The organism is Anaerolineales bacterium (assembly GCA_025808555.1).
In the GTDB taxonomy this organism is placed as follows: Bacteria; Chloroflexota; Anaerolineae; order Anaerolineales; family UBA11579; genus JAMCZK01.
The window spans coordinates 352,366-368,327 of record CP075526.1; the positions used below are offsets into that span (position 1 = coordinate 352,366).

Here is a 15,962-nt window from a genome sequence, read left to right on the forward strand (position 1 = left end):
TTGATGAGCGCCCAGCCTGTGCTATAAGGCCAGCATGACCAACCACCACACCCGGGAAGGCAAAAGTTGTTAGTAATAACTTTTGACCCCCTCCCTGATTCCAGCAATAATATCTTCATGCTCAATTACCAGGCTTCAACCGTAAGAGATGTGTAAGAAGTAGGCCCACGTTGAACAAGAGGGGGCAGGGTTGGTATAATCCCGCGATTGTTCTACTTTCCGGAGGCCCAGTTTGAACAGCCCTCGTAGTCGTGTATCCCTTATCTATATCCTCTTTATCGCCGCGCTGGCCTTCTTTTTAGTGTTCAGCTTCCAGCAGCAATCCGGCGCACAAGAGATCCTGACCCTTAACCAGGTCGCCGCAGACATCAAGGCCGGGCAGGTAAGCCGCCTGGTTACCGATGATGAGACCCTGCGCCTGGTCTACCAGGACGGCACCGAACGTACCGCCCTGCGCGAACCCGGCCAGACCACCGTCCAGCAGCTGCTGGATCTGGGTGTCACCGCAGAGGAGCTGAGCGTCCAGAGCATCGAGCTCGAGGTGCGCCCGCCCAGCGCGTGGTTCGGCATCCTCACCGTGCTCACCTACCTGGGACCGCTGATCTTTGTTGGCCTCATCTTCTGGTTTGTCATGCGCCAGGCCCAGGGCAGCAACAACGCCGCCATGTCGTTTGGCAAATCCCGCGCCCGCATGTTCTCTGGTGAGAACCCCACCGTCACTTTCAATGACGTGGCCGGCGCCGACGAAGCCAAGGTGGACCTGCAGGAAATTGTTGAATTCCTCAAAGAACCTGAGAAGTTCATTGCCCTCGGTGCGCGTATCCCCAAAGGCGTGCTGCTGGTGGGCCAGCCCGGCACCGGCAAGACCCTGATGGCCAAAGCCGTCTCGGGCGAAGCCGGCGTGCCGTTCTTCTCCATCTCCGGCTCCGAATTCGTTGAGATGTTCGTGGGCGTCGGCGCCAGCCGCGTGCGCGACCTGTTCGATCAGGCCAAGCGCCATTCCCCCTGCATCATCTTCATTGACGAAATTGACGCCGTGGGCCGCCAACGCGGCGCCGGCCTGGGCGGAAGCCACGACGAACGTGAGCAGACCCTTAACCAGATGCTGGTTGAGATGGACGGTTTCGACACCGACACCAACATCATCATGATCGCTGCCACCAACCGCCCCGACATTCTGGACCCGGCCCTGCTACGCCCCGGTCGCTTTGACCGGCGCGTAACGATGGACCCGCCCGATGTGAAGGGCCGTGAAGCCATCCTCAAGGTGCATGTGCGCGGCAAGCCGCTGGCCAAGGAAGTCAAGTTGCCTACCCTGGCCCGCGCCACCCCTGGCTTTGTCGGCGCTGACCTTGAGAACCTGGTCAACGAAGCCGCCATCCTCTCCGCCCGCCGCAACAAGAAGACCATCGGGCAACAGGAGCTGGAGGAATCGGTCGAGCGCGTCATGCTGGGCGGCCCTGAGCGGCGCAGCAAGATCATCAGCCCGGAAGAGAAGCTGATCGTGGCCTACCATGAGGCCGGCCACGCCATTGTGGGCCACGTGCTGCCGAATGCAGACCCGATCCACAAGATCACCATCGTGCCGCGCGGCCAGGCCGGCGGCTACGTGCTGGCCCTGCCCGACGAAGACCGCGACATGGTCAGCCGCAACAAGCTGATCGAGCGCATGGTGGTGGCCCTCGGCGGCCGCGCCGCCGAAGAGCTGGTGTTTGACGACATCACTTCCGGCGCCTCCAGCGACATCCAAACCGTGACCCAGATCGCCCGCCAGATGGTGATGCGCCTGGGCATGAGCGAGAAGCTGGGCACGCGTGTCTACGGCCAGAAGGAAGAGCTGGTGTTCCTGGGCCGCGAGATCTCTGAGCAGAAGGACTACTCTGAAGCCATTGCTGAAGAGATCGACCGTGAGGTGCTCAAGCTGGTCACTAATGCTTATGCCCACGCCAAGAAGATCCTCACCAAGTACCGCAAGGAGCTGAAGAAGATCGCCGAGAAGCTGGTTGAAGTCGAAACGCTCTCCCGCGACGAGTTCGAGAAGCTGATGCCCGCCGCCAGCAAGCGTGTCGGCGGTACCCCGGTGTTCGTCGGCGCTACCAACGGCCGCAGCGCCAAGTAGCAGCCAACGCATAAAAGAAGGCCAGGCATTCGCCTGGCCTTTTTGTTTCTCTATGCTATTCAAAGCGAGGAGAGCAATGCTTTAAGCGCATTGCGGCCAACTGGGTCTTTCTTGACCTAAAGGATTCCTCGGCTGTACGATCTTGCGCGCTGAGATAAAGTCAAAAACGCCGCCTCGGAATGACAGGAGTGCAAAAATACACCGTCATTCCGAACCCGAGCGAAGCGAGGGGGAGGAATCCTTTAGGTCATTGCAAGCTGAGCAAGTTGGTCTTGCGTCTTCTCCTGATACTTTCACTCAGACCACATAGGGGCGAGCATGCTAAGCCCTATATACCCTGTGCTGAACTCCCGATTCCTTATCCCTCAAATTCGCGCAGGTACTTCTCCCGATTATCCGTACGGGCATGCTTGCCGCTGGAGGTCTTCAGGATCCAGCCGCGCGGCACAAAGCGCAGGTCGCCCACGGTCACCTCGGTCTCCTGCACCACCTTGGCGCGCAGCTCCTGCTCGGCGGCGGCCAGGTCGGCGCCCTCCTGTGTTTCGCAGATGATGACGACTTTCTCGGAGCCAAGGCGCTCGTCCAGTACACCGAAGGCCACAGCGCGGCCGGGGTACACGCCGGCGGTGCGGTTGGCGATGTCTTCCAGGTCTTGTGGATAGATGTTCTTGCCACCAACGATCAGCAGGTCTTTCTTGCGACCACTGATATACAGATCCCCGTCAGCCAGGTAGCCCATGTCGCCGGTCAGGTACCAGCCATCGGCGGTGATGGCCTCGGCGCTCAGGTCAGGCCGCTTGTAGTAGCCGCTGAGCATGAACTCCGAGCGCAGGCCGATCTCCCCCACCCTGCGCTCCGCTAGCAGATTGCGCTGTGCATCAAAGATACCCAGCTCCACACTCTCGATCGGCGCGCCACAGCTCACCACGCGCTTGCCCTCGGCGGCGGGGATGGCTTCGCCGCGCTCCTGCAGCGCGCCGATCTCGACCACATCCACCCTAGGCGGCTGGCCCATCGCGGTATGCGTGACGGCAAAGGTGTTCTCAGCCATGGCGTAGCTGACGCCCAGCGCATTGGCTGAGAAGCCAAACGGGGCCAGTTTCTCGGCAAATATCTGATGGCTTTCGTCGTAGACCGGCTCGGAGCAGTTGATCACGCCGCGCCACGAGGTCAGGTCGAACTCGGCGCCGGGGCGCACGCTACGAGCGATGAGCTTATAGGCAAAGTTGGGCAGCCAGCACAGCGTGCCGCGATGGCGGTCAATAGCCTCCAGCAGGCTGGTGGGCTGGCGCACCCACTCAAATGGCGACATTAGCACCAGGTGCGTACCAGTGAGAATGGGGATGACGAAGCCCGCGATGAGGCCCATATCGTGATACAGCGGCAGCCAGCTCACGATGACGTCTGTGTGCGGATCCAACTGGATGGCCTTGCCATACGCTTCCACCTGGCGCAGCACGGCGCGGTGCGAAAGGGCTACGCCCTTTTGCAAGCCCGTGCTGCCGCTGCTGTGCTGCAGCAGCGCGATGGCATCGGGGTCAATGGCGGGCGCGGTAGGCAGGCTGCTTTCAGCGGCCTGTGCCACGCTCAGCACGGCACAATCGAGCCCCGCCAACAACTCACGCAGCGAGTCATAAAACTCCGGATAGGTGATGACCACTTTGGCGCCTGAGTGCTCGACCAGCGTTTTGATGCGCTGGCGGTACAGGTCGGGATCGAGCTTCTCGGTCAGAAAGGGAAAGATGGACGGCACCGCGCCGATGAGGGCGGCGCCCCAGAAGGCGTAGACCAGATCCAGCGAGTGCTGCAACACCAGGACGACCAGGTCTCCCGCCCCCAGGCCCGCGGCGGCCAGGCGGCCGCTGTAGGCCTGAGCGGATCGCAAGAACTCGCCGCGGGTAATGGTCTGCTCGCCGCCGCGCTCAATGAAGGTGAGCGCTGGCCGCTGCGGGGCTTCGGCGGCGCGGGCGGTGAGGGTGGATACGAGGGTGGACAAGCTACTTGGCGCGGGCGGCGATGAGGTCAGCCAGCTGGTTGAGCGAGTCAAAGGTCTGCGCGTTGAGCTCGGTGTCATCAATGCGCGCGCCCCAGCTTTGCTCAGCAAAGAGGGCCAGGTCCACCAGCGAGAAAGAATCGATCAGACCGCCCGAGATCAACGGTTCGTCGGCGCCAATGGTTTTATCCGGGCGCTTGAGGACTTCCTTGGTGATGTAGTCGTTCAGTTTGGCAATGATTTCATTCTTGTCGGTCATGGTTTCTCCACGCCCCAGTCTATCAAAGACTGGCGCAGGGTATCGAGGGTCTTGAGGCCAACGTAGGAGCGCACACTCCAGGCCTCGTAAGTGATGTGAAAGTCTGGCGGCTGCAAATTCTTGTCGCGGTCCAGGTCCAAGCCGTGATTGGGCAGCGGCTGGGCGGCACGCCACCAGTTGATCAGCGGGATGTCGTATTCATACGCGACCCGCGCCGTGGCCTCATTGATGGCGTGGCCGCCTTCCACATTGTCTGCCTTGGTAAGCAGGATGGGAATGACCTTGTGCTCCAGCGCATAGTCCACCGCCTGGCGCAGGTACTGCTCATAGTTCTCGGCAGTGCGGCCCTCGTATACAAACTCCATCGAGATGAAGATGAAGGAAGGCTGCCAGGTGCGGATCTCGCAGGCGAGCGGGGTCTCGCCATTGTCGCACTGGCCCGGGTCGGCCCGCAGGGCGGTGAAGATGGCGGGGAAGTTATAGCCGCCATCCACAGCCAGGCCATCGCGATTGAAAGAGCCGGTGAAGTGCTCCACGGTCTGAAGTAGATATTGCTCGTTAGGAGGGAAAGAGAAGCGGGCGGGAATGTCATATACGCCCATGAAAGCTTCGGGAATGTTCTGGCAATCACCGGCTACTGAAAAGTGCTGCGGGTTGTTGCCCTGCGCCAGCCCATCGGCATAGACCTGCGCCAGCCACTGGCTGGGCGTGGGGATGATGGGCCAGGCGCGCCAATCGGCGGGCAGCGCGCGCGTATCCGGCGTTGGGGTATGGTCTGGGGTGGCCGTGGCGGGCACGGGCGTGCTGCTGGCTGCTTCGTCAGGCAGGGCGGTCGCCGTGGCCTGCGCCTCGGCGACCTGCGAATTGCTGGCCAGGCCGCACATCTTCCACTCGCCGCCATCCACCACCGCGCTGAAGACGCGGCCACCCAGCTCGTCCAGCTGGTCTTCGCCGCCGGCATAGCTGTAACGCACCTGGCCGGTGCAGCTCACCAAAGCCGACTCGCCATCCTGGGCCAGCAGGCTGCATTCCAGGTTCTCCAGCTCGGTCTGCACGCCCTGATAGGCGGCCGCTTCCAGGCGGGCCTGGGCTTCCCAGGCGGAGCAGGCGGCATTGACCGCGCCGACCTCATCTACCGAGACGAGCGCCTGCAGGTAACCCTCGACGGCGGCCTGGGGGGAACCGGCCGCGCCGCCAGAGCAGGCTGCCAGCAGCATTGCGACGAGAGCGAATTTAAGGGTTGAGGTCAAACTGAGCGGAAAGGGCTTCGATGATCGCATCCGCGAATTGTAGCGTACCCCGCGGGGTGAGGTGGATGGGCGTGTTGGTGAACTCGGCATTGCTGGCGGCTTGCCATAGGTCGGCATAGTGCCAGCCTTGCGCCTCGGCTTCGGCAGCCAACAGGCTGCGGTAGCCGTCGTAGGCCCAGCGGGGATAGAAGGAGTTGTAGCGCAGGTGGCTGTTGGCGCCGTCGCTGGCGAAGATGGGCTCGTTGATGATCAGCACCGGCACGCCGCCAGCCCGCTGCACGCCGGCGGCGAGGACTTCGAAGGCCAGCTCGCCGCGCTCCAGTTCCCGTTCCAGGCCGCCGTAGCTTTCATCGGCTTCCAGGTCTATTGCGTGGCTTTCGTATTCGTCGGGGATGTGCACGTCTATGCCCGTAGCGGCCCAGGCGAAGCCGTAGAGCTGCAAGCGCAGCAGGTCGGCCAGGTTGCGGCGCTGGGAAACAAAGAAGGGATTGGAGAGTGGAGATTGGGAGGGCAATTGGTCAGTGATTATTGGTAACTGATAATTGCTAACCAGGATAGAAACGCGCTGCGGGTTGTTTTGCACCAGGGGCGAGGCAAGCTGCTTATCCCACGGGAAAGCTTCCAGCGTTGTGGGCCAAAGGATGAGATCAGGTTCATACTGCATCGCCTCGTCCAGCAGCATCAGGTCTTTGGTGAGCGAGATGGTGGGATGGCCGAGATTGTAGAAGACGACCTGGCGTCCATCGGCGCTGTGCAAGTTGGCGGAATTGAGCGCGGCGGTCAGCGTATCTTTGTTCTCCAGCAGGAAACCCCATACCGAGGAGTCGCCGATGACAAAGACGCGGAACTCATCAGGGGGCTTGGGCGCGGCCGTGAGGACATGGCTGGCAAACATCGCCTCCACGCTATATAGGTTCAGGTTGTAGGCGCGCTGCGGGTCGTCACCGTACGGCAGGCGCTGGCGGCCGGGCAGCAACGTGTTGTACAAGCTGATCTGGACCAGCGCCGGCAGCGGGTTGATGGCGCCGAAGAGCAGGTTAAGCGCTAGGAACAGAACGGCGGCCTTGGCCAACAGGCGCAACGGGGAAATGGTTTGCGTATCCATCACTAGCCCGATCCAAACAGTACGCGCAGCACATGCAAAGCCTGGGCCGGCTGCGGCAGCACGAACCATACCCAGCCCAATGCCACATAAAGGAAAGTGCCTGCAACGGAGAGGGCATGCTGCCAACGGGCCGGTGCCGGCCTCCCTTTGCGTGCTGCGGCAAACTGGCTGTGCAGGAACAAACCAACGCCATGCCACAGGCCCCAGATCAGAAAGTTGAGGGTGACGCCGTGCCACAGACCGATCAAGGCCATCGTGCTGACCTGCCCCACCAGAATGACAGCCCACACCGGCCAATTGTGCGTGCGCAAGAAGCGCGTCAACGGATTGAAGAAATAAGCGCGGAACCATTGGGCCAGCGTGATGTGCCAGCTGTTCCAGAACGCGGTCAAGTTGGGCTGGCTGTATGGGCGCGCAAAGTTCTCTGGCAGGCGCACGCCGAACAGCAAACCCAGGCCAATGGCGATGTGAGTGTAGCCGGCAAAATCGAAGAAGATGCGCCAGGCATAGGCGATGAGGAGCACCCACATCCACACCGTCGAGTGGGTCTGCGCGCCGAGGGTGGGATTGAGCGCAAAATAGGCCAGCGCATCCGCCAGCACAAATTTCATGAACAGGCCCGTCACCAGGCGTTGGCCGGCGGCCTGCAGCTCGGCTGCGCCGAGCAGGAAGCGTTCATGCAACTGGGGCACAAAGCGCTCGACGCGCTCAATCGGGCCAGCGGTCAATGCTGGAAAGAAGACGATATAGGTCACAAAGTCACGCAGGCCCAGCTGCGGCAGGCGGCCAGCCGCCCGGTCACGCAACGTGTGCACCAGGCGGAAGGCGATATAGGAGAAGCCCAGCCAGTTTATGTCGAGCGCCGTGGCCAGCGCCGGGTCCTGCCCGCCCAGGCTGCGCAGCCAGGCGCTGAGGCCGCGCGCCAGCGGCTCGGCCTTGAGCGCTATGAGGACAGCGAGGATGGCAATGCTGGCAGCGCCCAACACGGCGGCCCGCCCGCGCAGGCTACGAGCGGCCAGCCAGGCCAGCCCAGCCAGCACGGCCACCAAGGCGGCCACTAGTTCCACCTGCGGTGGGCGGCTGGCGGTGAGCAGTGGCGTGTTGAGATAGCGCGTAGCCGCCAGCAGCAGGCCGCCTAGCGCCAAGGCCGCGGCCGCCAGCTTGTTCTCACGGCTCATGCTGGCGCCGGCGGGCAGGGTCAGCGCCCACACGAGAGCGGCCAGGCTCAGACTGGCGGCGGGCAGCCAGAAGTCAAAGCCGCGCACCAGGGCGGCGGGCTGCAGCCAGAACACGGCCAGCGCCGAGGCAGCGAACAGCAGCCGGGGCCGGCTGATGCGGCTATACAGGCGGCCCGCCAACAGGCCCAGCGCGGCGAAGACGAAGATCTGTTGAAGGGTCAACCTAGAAACCCTGATAGATCCATAACGGCGCGCTGTCGCTGGTCATGATCAGTAGCAAGATCGCAATAAGGCATAGCAACAACGCGTAGAAGTTCTCGCGGGAGAGCAGACGTTTGAACATGGCAAGAATTATAAAGCGAGGAGAATCACCACAGATAAACACAGATGCATCTGTGTTTATCTTTGTTCATCTGTGGTTAGAATCCAACGATGAACCGTTTCTTACAGCGCCTGGCCGAACCGCGCCCGATCCTACTGGATGGCGCCACCGGCACCGAGCTGCAGCACCGCGGCATTGACACCGGCACACCGATCTGGAGCGCGCTGGCCCTGCTGGAGTCACCCAAGCTGGTGGAGCAAGTCCACCGTGATTATCTGGAAGCTGGCGCCGAGATCATTATCACCAACACCTTCCGCACTCACCGGCGAAACCTGGAGCAGGTCGGCCTGGGCGAGGAAGCCGCCCGCTTGACCACCCTGGCAGTAGCGATTGCCCAGGCGGCGGTGCGCGCCAGCGGCAAGCCCGCCTATGTGGCCGGCGGCATTGCGCCGCTGGAGGACAGCTACACGATGGCCCCGCTGCCGCGGGCCGTGTACCTGCAGGAGCACGGCGAGATCGCCCGCACGCTAGCCGCCGCCGGTGTAGACCTGCTGCTGCTCGAGACCATGAAGGACATTGCCGAGACCGAAGCCGCTGCCGAAGCCGCGAAGGCGACCGGCCTGCCCTACGGCGTGAGTTTCATCTGCAAGCTGGACGGCCGCTTGTTCTCCGGCGAGAGCATTGCCGATGCGGTGCGCGCCATTGAGCCGCACGGCCCGGCCTTCGTGGGCATCAATTGCACCGCCGCCCCTTACCTGCACAACGCGCTGCGCGAGTTGCGCGCCGCTACCAGCCTGCCTATCTGCGCTTACGCCAACCCCAGCGAAACTGAGGATTATGTGAACTGGGACCCGACCGCCGCTGAGCAGCCCGAAGGCTACGCCGAGTTTGCGCGCCAATGGCTGGCCGATGGCGCCAAGATCATCGGCGGCTGTTGCGGCACCACGCCAGAGCACATCGCTCATTTAAAAGGATTGATCACCGCAGATGAACGCGGATAAACGCCGATAAAAACTTTGCATCTGTGTTTATCTGTGGATAAAAATACATATGGACCACTTCCGCAACGTCTACACAAACAAAGCCGCCGCGTACCATGAGCTGATTGCCGCCGAGGATGCCGACGGCAATCTGTTGCCCACGCTGCAAGCCATCGCGCCGCTGGCAGGTGCCCGTGTGTTGGATCTAGGTAGCGGCAGCGGGCGCATTCCGCTGCTTCTGCGCGGCCTGGGCTGTAAGATCATCGCATCTGACCTGCATCACGCCATGCTGCTTGAGCAGAAGGAGCAGATGCGATTGGTGAACGGAAACTGGGCTTTGGTGCAGGCCGATGGCCGCGCTACGTCCTTCGCCAGAGGTTGGGCGGATATGGTGACCGCTGGCTGGGCCTTCGGTCACCTGGTGGGCTGGTATGCGGACGCCTGGCAGCAGCACGCCGGCCGCGCCATAGCCGAAATGCAACGCCTGGCCAAGCCAGGGGGCACGCTGATCATCATGGAAACGCTGGGCACTGGCGTGCTGGAGCCTGCTCCCCCGCATGCGGGCCTGGCTGCCTACTACGCCTGGCTGGAGAACGAGCACGGCTTCGTGCGCACCACCGTTGCCACCGACTACGACTTTGGTAGCGTGGAACGCGCTGCGGAGCTGTGCAGTTTCTTCTTCGGCGAGGAGTTGGCCGAGCGCGTGCGTGCCAACGACTGGCGCCGCGTGCCGGAATTTACTGGCGTGTGGAGCAGGAGGTACTAGATGTCAAAGAGTAAAGATCAATCTCCTCGCGGCCATGAAGATATTAAACTGCTAGGAAATCTCCTGTCCGAACAAATCCATATAACATGGCAAAGCTTCATTCTGCAAGGTTCATACTTATCGACATTCTTCAGAGATAATACATGGAATTTTGTTTGGTAGTTTATACATGCTGGGACTGACACAGCCTAATAAAGAGCCTACTCGCGACTTAGAATTATTTGAAAAGAATATTGCAAATCAGCTTATAACGATTCTTTTTCATTGAACTTCTGTTTATCCGCAACAATTCAGACGTTTGATAACGTTTACGGATTTGAAGAAGGAGAACAAAGAAGCAAAACTTGCATAGCGCAGATGGAGAAGATTGAATGGCTCAGCAAAAAATCTTAGGTGTTTCTTGTATCAAGCCTCCCTTTCCACTCCGAAAGCTTGTTCAACGCCTCGATCGGCGAAAGGCCGTCCACGTCCAGCTTCTTGAGCTCCTCCACTAACGGATGCTCGAGGGCGAACAGCGGCGCCTGCTGTTCGCTAGCCTGCAGCCCAGCCGTCGGCTGCTGCCCATTCGACTCCAGCTCGGCCAGGATCTGCTGCGCGCGCTGCAGCACGGGACGTGGCAGCCCGGCCAGCTCGCCCACATGGATCCCGTACGAACGGTCAGCCCCGCCCGGGATGATCTTGTGTAGAAAAACCACAGTACCCTCCCCTTCACTGACTGCCACGTTGTAATTGCGCACGCCGGGCAGGCTGGCGGCCAGCGCGGTCAGCTCATGATAATGCGTAGCGAACAGCGTGCGCGCTTTAAGCCGCGGCTCGCTGTGGATATGCTCGATGACTGCCCAGGCAATGGAAAGCCCATCGTAGGTGCTGGTGCCGCGCCCGATCTCATCCAGAATGAGCAGGCTGCGCGCGGTGGCATGGTTGAGGATGCTGGCGGTCTCGACCATCTCGACCATGAAGGTGGAATGCCCGGCGTGGATCTCGTCCTGTGCGCCGATGCGGGTGAAGATGCGGTCCACCAGGCCGATGCGAGCGCTCTCGGCAGGCACAAAGCTGCCCATCTGGGCCAGCAGCACGATCAGGGCCCCCTGGCGCAGATAGGTTGATTTGCCGCTCATGTTGGGGCCGGTGATCAGGCGCACGCACTCGCCATCCTCGAAGACAGTGTCATTGGGCACAAAGCGTTCCTGAGCGGGCAGCAGGCGCTCCACCACCGGATGGCGCCCGGCGGTAATTTCCAACACCCGGCTGTCTTCAACGACCGGGCGCACATAGCCCATCAGCGCGGCCACCTCGGCCAGCGCAGCCAGCACATCCAGCGTGGCCAGCGCACGCGCGCTGACCAGCAGGGGCGCGGCACTGGCGGCCAACTGGCTGCACAGCTCCTTGAACAAGCGCGCCTCCACCGCAAGGATGCGCTCCTCGGCATTGAGCACTTGCGTTTCAACGTCTTTCATTTCCGGAGTGATATAGCGCTCAGCATTGACCAACGTCTGCTTGCGGATGTACTCTGCCGGCAGATTGCCATCATCCTTGGCCTTGGTGACTTCAATGTAATAGCCGTGCACTTTGTTGTAGCCCACCTTGAGCGACTTGATGCCAGTCCGCTCGCGCTCGGCGGCTTCCAGGTTGGCGATCCAATCACGCGCATGGCTGGTGGCGGCCATCAGTTCGTCCAACTCAGCGGCGTAGCCTGCCCGGATGACACCCATGTGGCCGAGCACGGCCGGCGGTTCGTCAGCCAGGGCGGACTGGAGAAGCTTCAACTCTGCGGCGCATTCAGACAAGCCTTGCAATAAACTCGCCGCGGGCGATTTAGAGCCAACCAGCTTCAGCACCGCCGGCAGTGCTTCCAACGTGCTGCGCATGGCGGCCAGGTCGCGCGGCTGGGCTGTGCCGCCCAACATACGGTTGACCAAACGCTCCAGGTCACCCAGTGGCTTGAGCGCCGTGCGCAGCTCGGCGCGGCGCATGCCGTCGCCATGCAGCCAGGCTACGCCCTCCTGGCGGGCGTGGATGGAATCCAGGTCCAAGAGCGGCTTGCCCACCCATTGGCGCAGCAGACGGCGCCCCATCGGCGTGATGGCACGGTCCAGCGTGCCCAGCAGCGAGCCGGCCAGCTCGCCGCGCAGGGTCTCAGTCAGCTCCAGATTGCGCCGCGCCGAGGCGTCCAGGTTCATGAATTCGTCCAGCGTATAAGCGCGTAAGCTGCTGAGCAGGCTCAGGCTGGCGGGTTGCGTCTCCTGCACATATTGCAGCAACGCCCCGGCAGCACGCGCCGCCAGCGGGCGCTCCTCCAGCCCATAGCTCTTCAGGCTCTTTGCTTTGAAATGAGCCAGCAGCGAATCCTGGGCGCGAGCCGGCTCAAAGCGGTAGCCGGGCCAGGGGCTGCCATGGCCGGGCAAGCCGGCCAGGTCGAGCCCATTCTCAATATGTAAGATCTCAGCAGGCGCCAGGCGGCCCAATTCGGCGCGCAGGGTGGCCGCGTCCAGCTCGGTGGCGGCGAACTCGCCGGTGGTCAGGTCAGCATAGGCCAGGCCGGCGCGACCCTCATGCACCAGGGCGGCGGCCAGGTAATTGTTGCCATCGCCAGGCAGCAAACCAGGCTCCACCACGGTGCCGGGGGTGACGATGCGGACGACTTCGCGCGGCATCAGGCCCTTGATGGGTTCTGTCCCCACCTGCTCACAGATGGCCACATGGTGACCGCGCTCGATCAGGCGGGCCAGGTAGCTCTCGGCGGCGTGGTGGGGCACGCCGGCCATCGGCACACGCGCCCCTTTGGCGACATTGCGCGAGGTGAGCACAATGTCCAGCTCGCGCGCCACCAGCTCAGCATCTTCGTCAAAGGTCTCGTAAAAATCGCCCAGGCGGAAGAACAAAATCGCCCCAGGGTGCTGGCGCTTGATATCCAGATATTGCTGGCGTACCGGGGTGATGTTCTCGTTCAGCGAGCCTTCGCTGCTCATGGGCGAAATTCTAACCGTTGAAAGCAGTCCACAGCTAAGCCCAGATATCGAAACCGATTCATCACTCTGAGCATCTGGGTTCACCTGCGGAAAAAGCCTTATAATCCGATCACTATATTCTTGAGAAACGGAGGTTCAGACAATGGCAAGCGTAACGTATGACCATGTAGTAAAGCGTTTCGGAGATGTCCTCGCTGTAAACGACTTGAATATTCACGTAGAGGACAAAGAATTTTTGGTGCTGGTGGGCCCATCCGGCTGTGGCAAGTCCACCGCCCTGCGCCTGTTGGCCGGCCTGGAGGAGATCTCCTCCGGCGAGATCCGCATCGGTGACCGGGTAGTCAATGACCTGGCGCCCAAAGACCGTGACATCGCCATGGTGTTCCAATCCTATGCACTGTATCCGCACATGTCGGTCTTTGACAACATGGCCTTTGGTCTGCGCCTCCGTAAGATGGAAAAAGCCGAGATCAAGCGCCGGGTAGACAACGCCGCCGCCATCCTGGGCATCCAGGAGCTGCTGCAGCGCAAGCCGCGCCAGCTCTCCGGCGGCCAGCGCCAGCGTGTGGCCGTGGGCCGCGCCATCGTGCGTGAGCCCAACGTCTTCCTGCTCGACGAGCCGCTCTCCAACCTGGATGCCAAGCTGCGCGTGCAAACCCGCGCCCAGATCAGCAAGCTGCACCAGGACCTGCAGACCACCTTCATTTACGTGACCCATGACCAGGTGGAGGCCATGACCATGGCCACTCGCATCGCGGTGATGAACCACGGCGTGCTGCAGCAGATCGACACCCCCCACAACCTGTACGAGCGCCCGGCCAACAAGTTCGTGGCCGGCTTCATCGGTTCGCCCGCGATGAACTTCTTTGACGCCAAGCTGGTGAAAGATGGCGGCAAGCTGGTGGCCGATGCAGGCGCATTCCAGGTGGAAGCGCCCAAGGGCAACAAGGCCGCTGAGGCGTATGCCGGCAAAGCCGTGACCCTGGGCATCCGCCCAGAAGACATCCACAACGCCAAGTTCACCCCGGCCGACATCACCCCGGCCCAGGTGGAAGCCAAGGTGGATATCGTCGAGCTGATGGGTAACGAGATCGTGGCCTACCTCAAAGCAGCCGACACAGACTTCGTGGCCCGCGTTGACCCCCGCTCCGAGTACAAGGTGGGCGACAAGGCCCAGGTGGTGTTCAACACCAGCAACCTGCACCTGTTCGACAAGGAAACCGAGCAGGCCATCCGGTAAGCTGTATCATTTGTGATACAAAAGGCGTAATGCGCTTTGCGCATTACGCCTTTTTTGTTGGCAACAACACTTGGTAAAAACAAGAGGAATTCTTTATGCCTTACGATTACGTCCCTGACCTGCTTGTAAAATCCACCAGCAAGATCGTCTTGCTGATATTGGACGGGCTCGGCGGCCTGCCGCTGGTGCCCGGCGGCCCCACTACGCTCGAGGCGGCGCAGACTCCCAATCTGGATAAGCTCGCCGCCGAGGGCACCCTGGGCCGCACCATCCCGGTGCGCCACGGCATCACCCCCGGCTCCGGCCCGGCCCACCTGGCCCTGTTCGGCTACGACCCGCTGCACTACCCCGTGGGCCGCGGCGTGATGGAAGCGCTGGGCGTGGGCCTGGAAGTTGGCCCGGGCGCGGTGGCGGCCCGCGGCAACTTCTGCACGCTGGACGCCGACGGCAACATCACGGACCGCCGCGCCGGGCGCATCTCCTCCGAAGAAGCCGCGCCCATCGTGGAGCAACTCAAGACGATCGCGATCCCCGGCGTGAAAATCGAAGTGCGCCACGTCAAGGAGTACCGCTTCGCGGTGGTCATTCACGGCGATGGCCTGCAGGGCGAGATCGACGATACCGACCCGCAGGTGACCGGCGTCAAGCCGCTGCCAGCGGTGGCGCGCGAGGCCGGCTCTGCTAAAACGGCCGAACTGTTCAATCAATGGGTAAGCGAGGCGCACAAAGTGATGGCCGGCCAGCCCAAAGCCAATGGCATTACCCTGCGCGGCTTCGGCGGCGACCCACAGCTACCCAGCTATCAGGACGCCTACGGCCTTAAGGCCGCCTGCGTGGCGGTGTACCCGATGTATCGCGGCGTTTCCAAGCTGGTGGGCATGCAAACCATCCTGTTCGACGGTGAAAGCCCGGCCGACGAGTTCGCCGCGGCCGCCAAGGTCTGGGACGACTATGACTTTCTCTTCATCCACATCAAGAAGACCGACAGCATGGGCGAGGACGGCAACTTTGATGGCAAGGTCAAGGTGATCGAAAGCGTGGACCAGGCGTTGCCCGTCCTGCTGGCGCTCAAGCCAGACGTGCTCATGGTCACGGGCGACCACAGCACACCGGTGAAGATGCGCGCCCACTCGTGGCATCCGGTGCCGCTACTGTTCTGGGCGCCGGAGCGCGGCCTGCCGGATGAGCAGACCCGCTTCGGCGAACGCGCTTGCATGCAGGGCGGCCTGGGCACCATCCCGGCCACCGAACTGATGGCTCTGGCCCTGGCTCATGCCGGCCGACTGGAAAAATTCGGGGCGTAGTACCTAGCAAACAGCGAATAGACTAAAGTGGGAATGGATACGGACATGAGGCTTAGAATTTCTTTTTATTTTTGGGGGTGTTTGATATGGCAAGGCTAGTCCGTACGCTGTTTATCTATGCTCCAGTGGCCTTCACCATTTTAGAATTGGCCAGACGAGTTGGCCCTGACTTACAGTCCCAAAATCACAACCACGTAATAGCGGCACTTGGTTGGGCTTGTTTTTGGCTTACAGTTGAGAGAGTTCAACAACCAAATATAGTTGCTGATGGTGTAAATCCTAATCTAGAGCCGCCGTTCGATATTGACACTGGTCATCGCGTGTACTGGGTTGCCAGGTACTTTCTGTTGCTCAGAAACATGCGAACGTTTTGCCAGTAGAGGACACTAAACCTTTGCATGTCCATATTGATTATTTTTCAACAGACTTAAGGCCGCGGAAGGGGATTAGTCACGAAAAACCATTTTGGTTCGACGG

The 15,962-nt window shown here is 61.5% G+C and carries 11 protein-coding genes; 5 read left to right on the forward strand and 6 right to left on the reverse strand.

Annotated elements, in window-relative coordinates:
• Positions 1 to 232: 232 nt before the first annotated feature.
• Positions 233 to 2,119, forward strand: a complete 1,887-nt coding sequence (gene ftsH, locus KIT08_02035; protein ID UYN90028.1) for an ATP-dependent zinc metalloprotease FtsH — start codon at positions 233 to 235, stop codon at positions 2,117 to 2,119.
• Positions 2,120 to 2,477: 358 nt separating this feature from the next.
• Here ftsH and KIT08_02040 read toward each other — a convergent pair whose 3' ends face one another.
• Genes KIT08_02040 through KIT08_02060 form a run of 5 tightly spaced genes read right to left on the reverse strand, consistent with a single transcriptional unit; the run spans position 2,478 to position 8,126 of the window.
• Positions 2,478 to 4,166 (reverse strand): AMP-binding protein, encoded by a 1,689-nt coding sequence (locus tag KIT08_02040; protein UYN90029.1) that lies wholly within the window; start codon positions 4,164 to 4,166, stop codon positions 2,478 to 2,480.
• The gene (locus KIT08_02045) at positions 4,117 to 4,371 is read right to left on the reverse strand and encodes an acyl carrier protein (GenBank protein ID UYN90030.1); all 255 of its coding nucleotides are present in this window, start codon (positions 4,369 to 4,371) and stop codon (positions 4,117 to 4,119) included. The genes KIT08_02040 and KIT08_02045 overlap by 50 nt, the downstream gene beginning before the upstream one ends.
• Positions 4,368 to 5,651, reverse strand: coding sequence for a hypothetical protein (locus KIT08_02050; protein UYN90031.1), 1,284 nt, complete (start codon positions 5,649 to 5,651; stop codon positions 4,368 to 4,370). The genes KIT08_02045 and KIT08_02050 overlap by 4 nt, the downstream gene beginning before the upstream one ends.
• Positions 5,605 to 6,726, reverse strand: a complete 1,122-nt coding sequence (locus KIT08_02055) for a hypothetical protein (protein ID UYN90032.1) — start codon at positions 6,724 to 6,726, stop codon at positions 5,605 to 5,607. The genes KIT08_02050 and KIT08_02055 overlap by 47 nt, the downstream gene beginning before the upstream one ends.
• Before the next feature lie 2 nt (positions 6,727 to 6,728).
• Positions 6,729 to 8,126: an MBOAT family protein gene (locus tag KIT08_02060; GenBank protein UYN90033.1), complete on the reverse strand. Its 1,398-nt coding sequence runs from the start codon at positions 8,124 to 8,126 to the stop codon at positions 6,729 to 6,731.
• A gap of 210 nt (positions 8,127 to 8,336) precedes the next feature.
• On the opposite strand from KIT08_02060, the gene KIT08_02065 reads away from it, so the two are divergent.
• Both KIT08_02065 and KIT08_02070 read left to right on the forward strand, forming a co-directional pair.
• The gene (locus KIT08_02065; protein UYN90034.1) at positions 8,337 to 9,227 is read left to right on the forward strand and encodes a homocysteine S-methyltransferase family protein; all 891 of its coding nucleotides are present in this window, start codon (positions 8,337 to 8,339) and stop codon (positions 9,225 to 9,227) included.
• A gap of 49 nt (positions 9,228 to 9,276) precedes the next feature.
• Positions 9,277 to 9,972, forward strand: coding sequence for a class I SAM-dependent methyltransferase (locus KIT08_02070; GenBank protein UYN90035.1), 696 nt, complete (start codon positions 9,277 to 9,279; stop codon positions 9,970 to 9,972).
• 389 nt (positions 9,973 to 10,361) lie between these two features.
• Here the strand turns inward: KIT08_02070 and mutS are convergent, their stop codons facing one another.
• Positions 10,362 to 12,923, reverse strand: coding sequence for a DNA mismatch repair protein MutS (gene mutS / locus KIT08_02075; GenBank protein UYN90773.1), 2,562 nt, complete (start codon positions 12,921 to 12,923; stop codon positions 10,362 to 10,364).
• 160 nt (positions 12,924 to 13,083) lie between these two features.
• Between mutS and ugpC the strand changes: the two genes are divergently transcribed.
• Together ugpC and KIT08_02085 are read left to right on the forward strand one after the other, a co-directional pair.
• Positions 13,084 to 14,181, forward strand: coding sequence for a sn-glycerol-3-phosphate ABC transporter ATP-binding protein UgpC (gene ugpC, locus KIT08_02080; protein UYN90036.1), 1,098 nt, complete (start codon positions 13,084 to 13,086; stop codon positions 14,179 to 14,181).
• Between the two features lie 95 nt (positions 14,182 to 14,276).
• The gene (locus KIT08_02085) at positions 14,277 to 15,485 is read left to right on the forward strand and encodes a 2,3-bisphosphoglycerate-independent phosphoglycerate mutase (GenBank protein UYN90037.1); all 1,209 of its coding nucleotides are present in this window, start codon (positions 14,277 to 14,279) and stop codon (positions 15,483 to 15,485) included.
• Positions 15,486 to 15,962: the final 477 nt, after the last annotated feature.

Bases quoted from the DNA above. Each gene is read 5' to 3' on its own strand.
- KIT08_02085 (UYN90037.1), top strand. From the start codon at position 14,277: ATGCCTTACGATTACGTCCCTGACCTGCTTGTAAAATCCACCAGCAAG.
- KIT08_02050 (UYN90031.1), bottom strand. From the start codon at position 5,651: ATGCGATCATCGAAGCCCTTTCCGCTCAGTTTGACCTCAACCCTTAAA.
- KIT08_02045 (UYN90030.1), bottom strand. From the start codon at position 4,371: ATGACCGACAAGAATGAAATCATTGCCAAACTGAACGACTACATCACC.
- KIT08_02070 (UYN90035.1), top strand. From the start codon at position 9,277: ATGGACCACTTCCGCAACGTCTACACAAACAAAGCCGCCGCGTACCAT.
- ugpC (UYN90036.1), top strand. From the start codon at position 13,084: ATGGCAAGCGTAACGTATGACCATGTAGTAAAGCGTTTCGGAGATGTC.
- KIT08_02065 (UYN90034.1), top strand. From the start codon at position 8,337: ATGAACCGTTTCTTACAGCGCCTGGCCGAACCGCGCCCGATCCTACTG.
- KIT08_02055 (UYN90032.1), bottom strand. From the start codon at position 6,726: ATGGATACGCAAACCATTTCCCCGTTGCGCCTGTTGGCCAAGGCCGCC.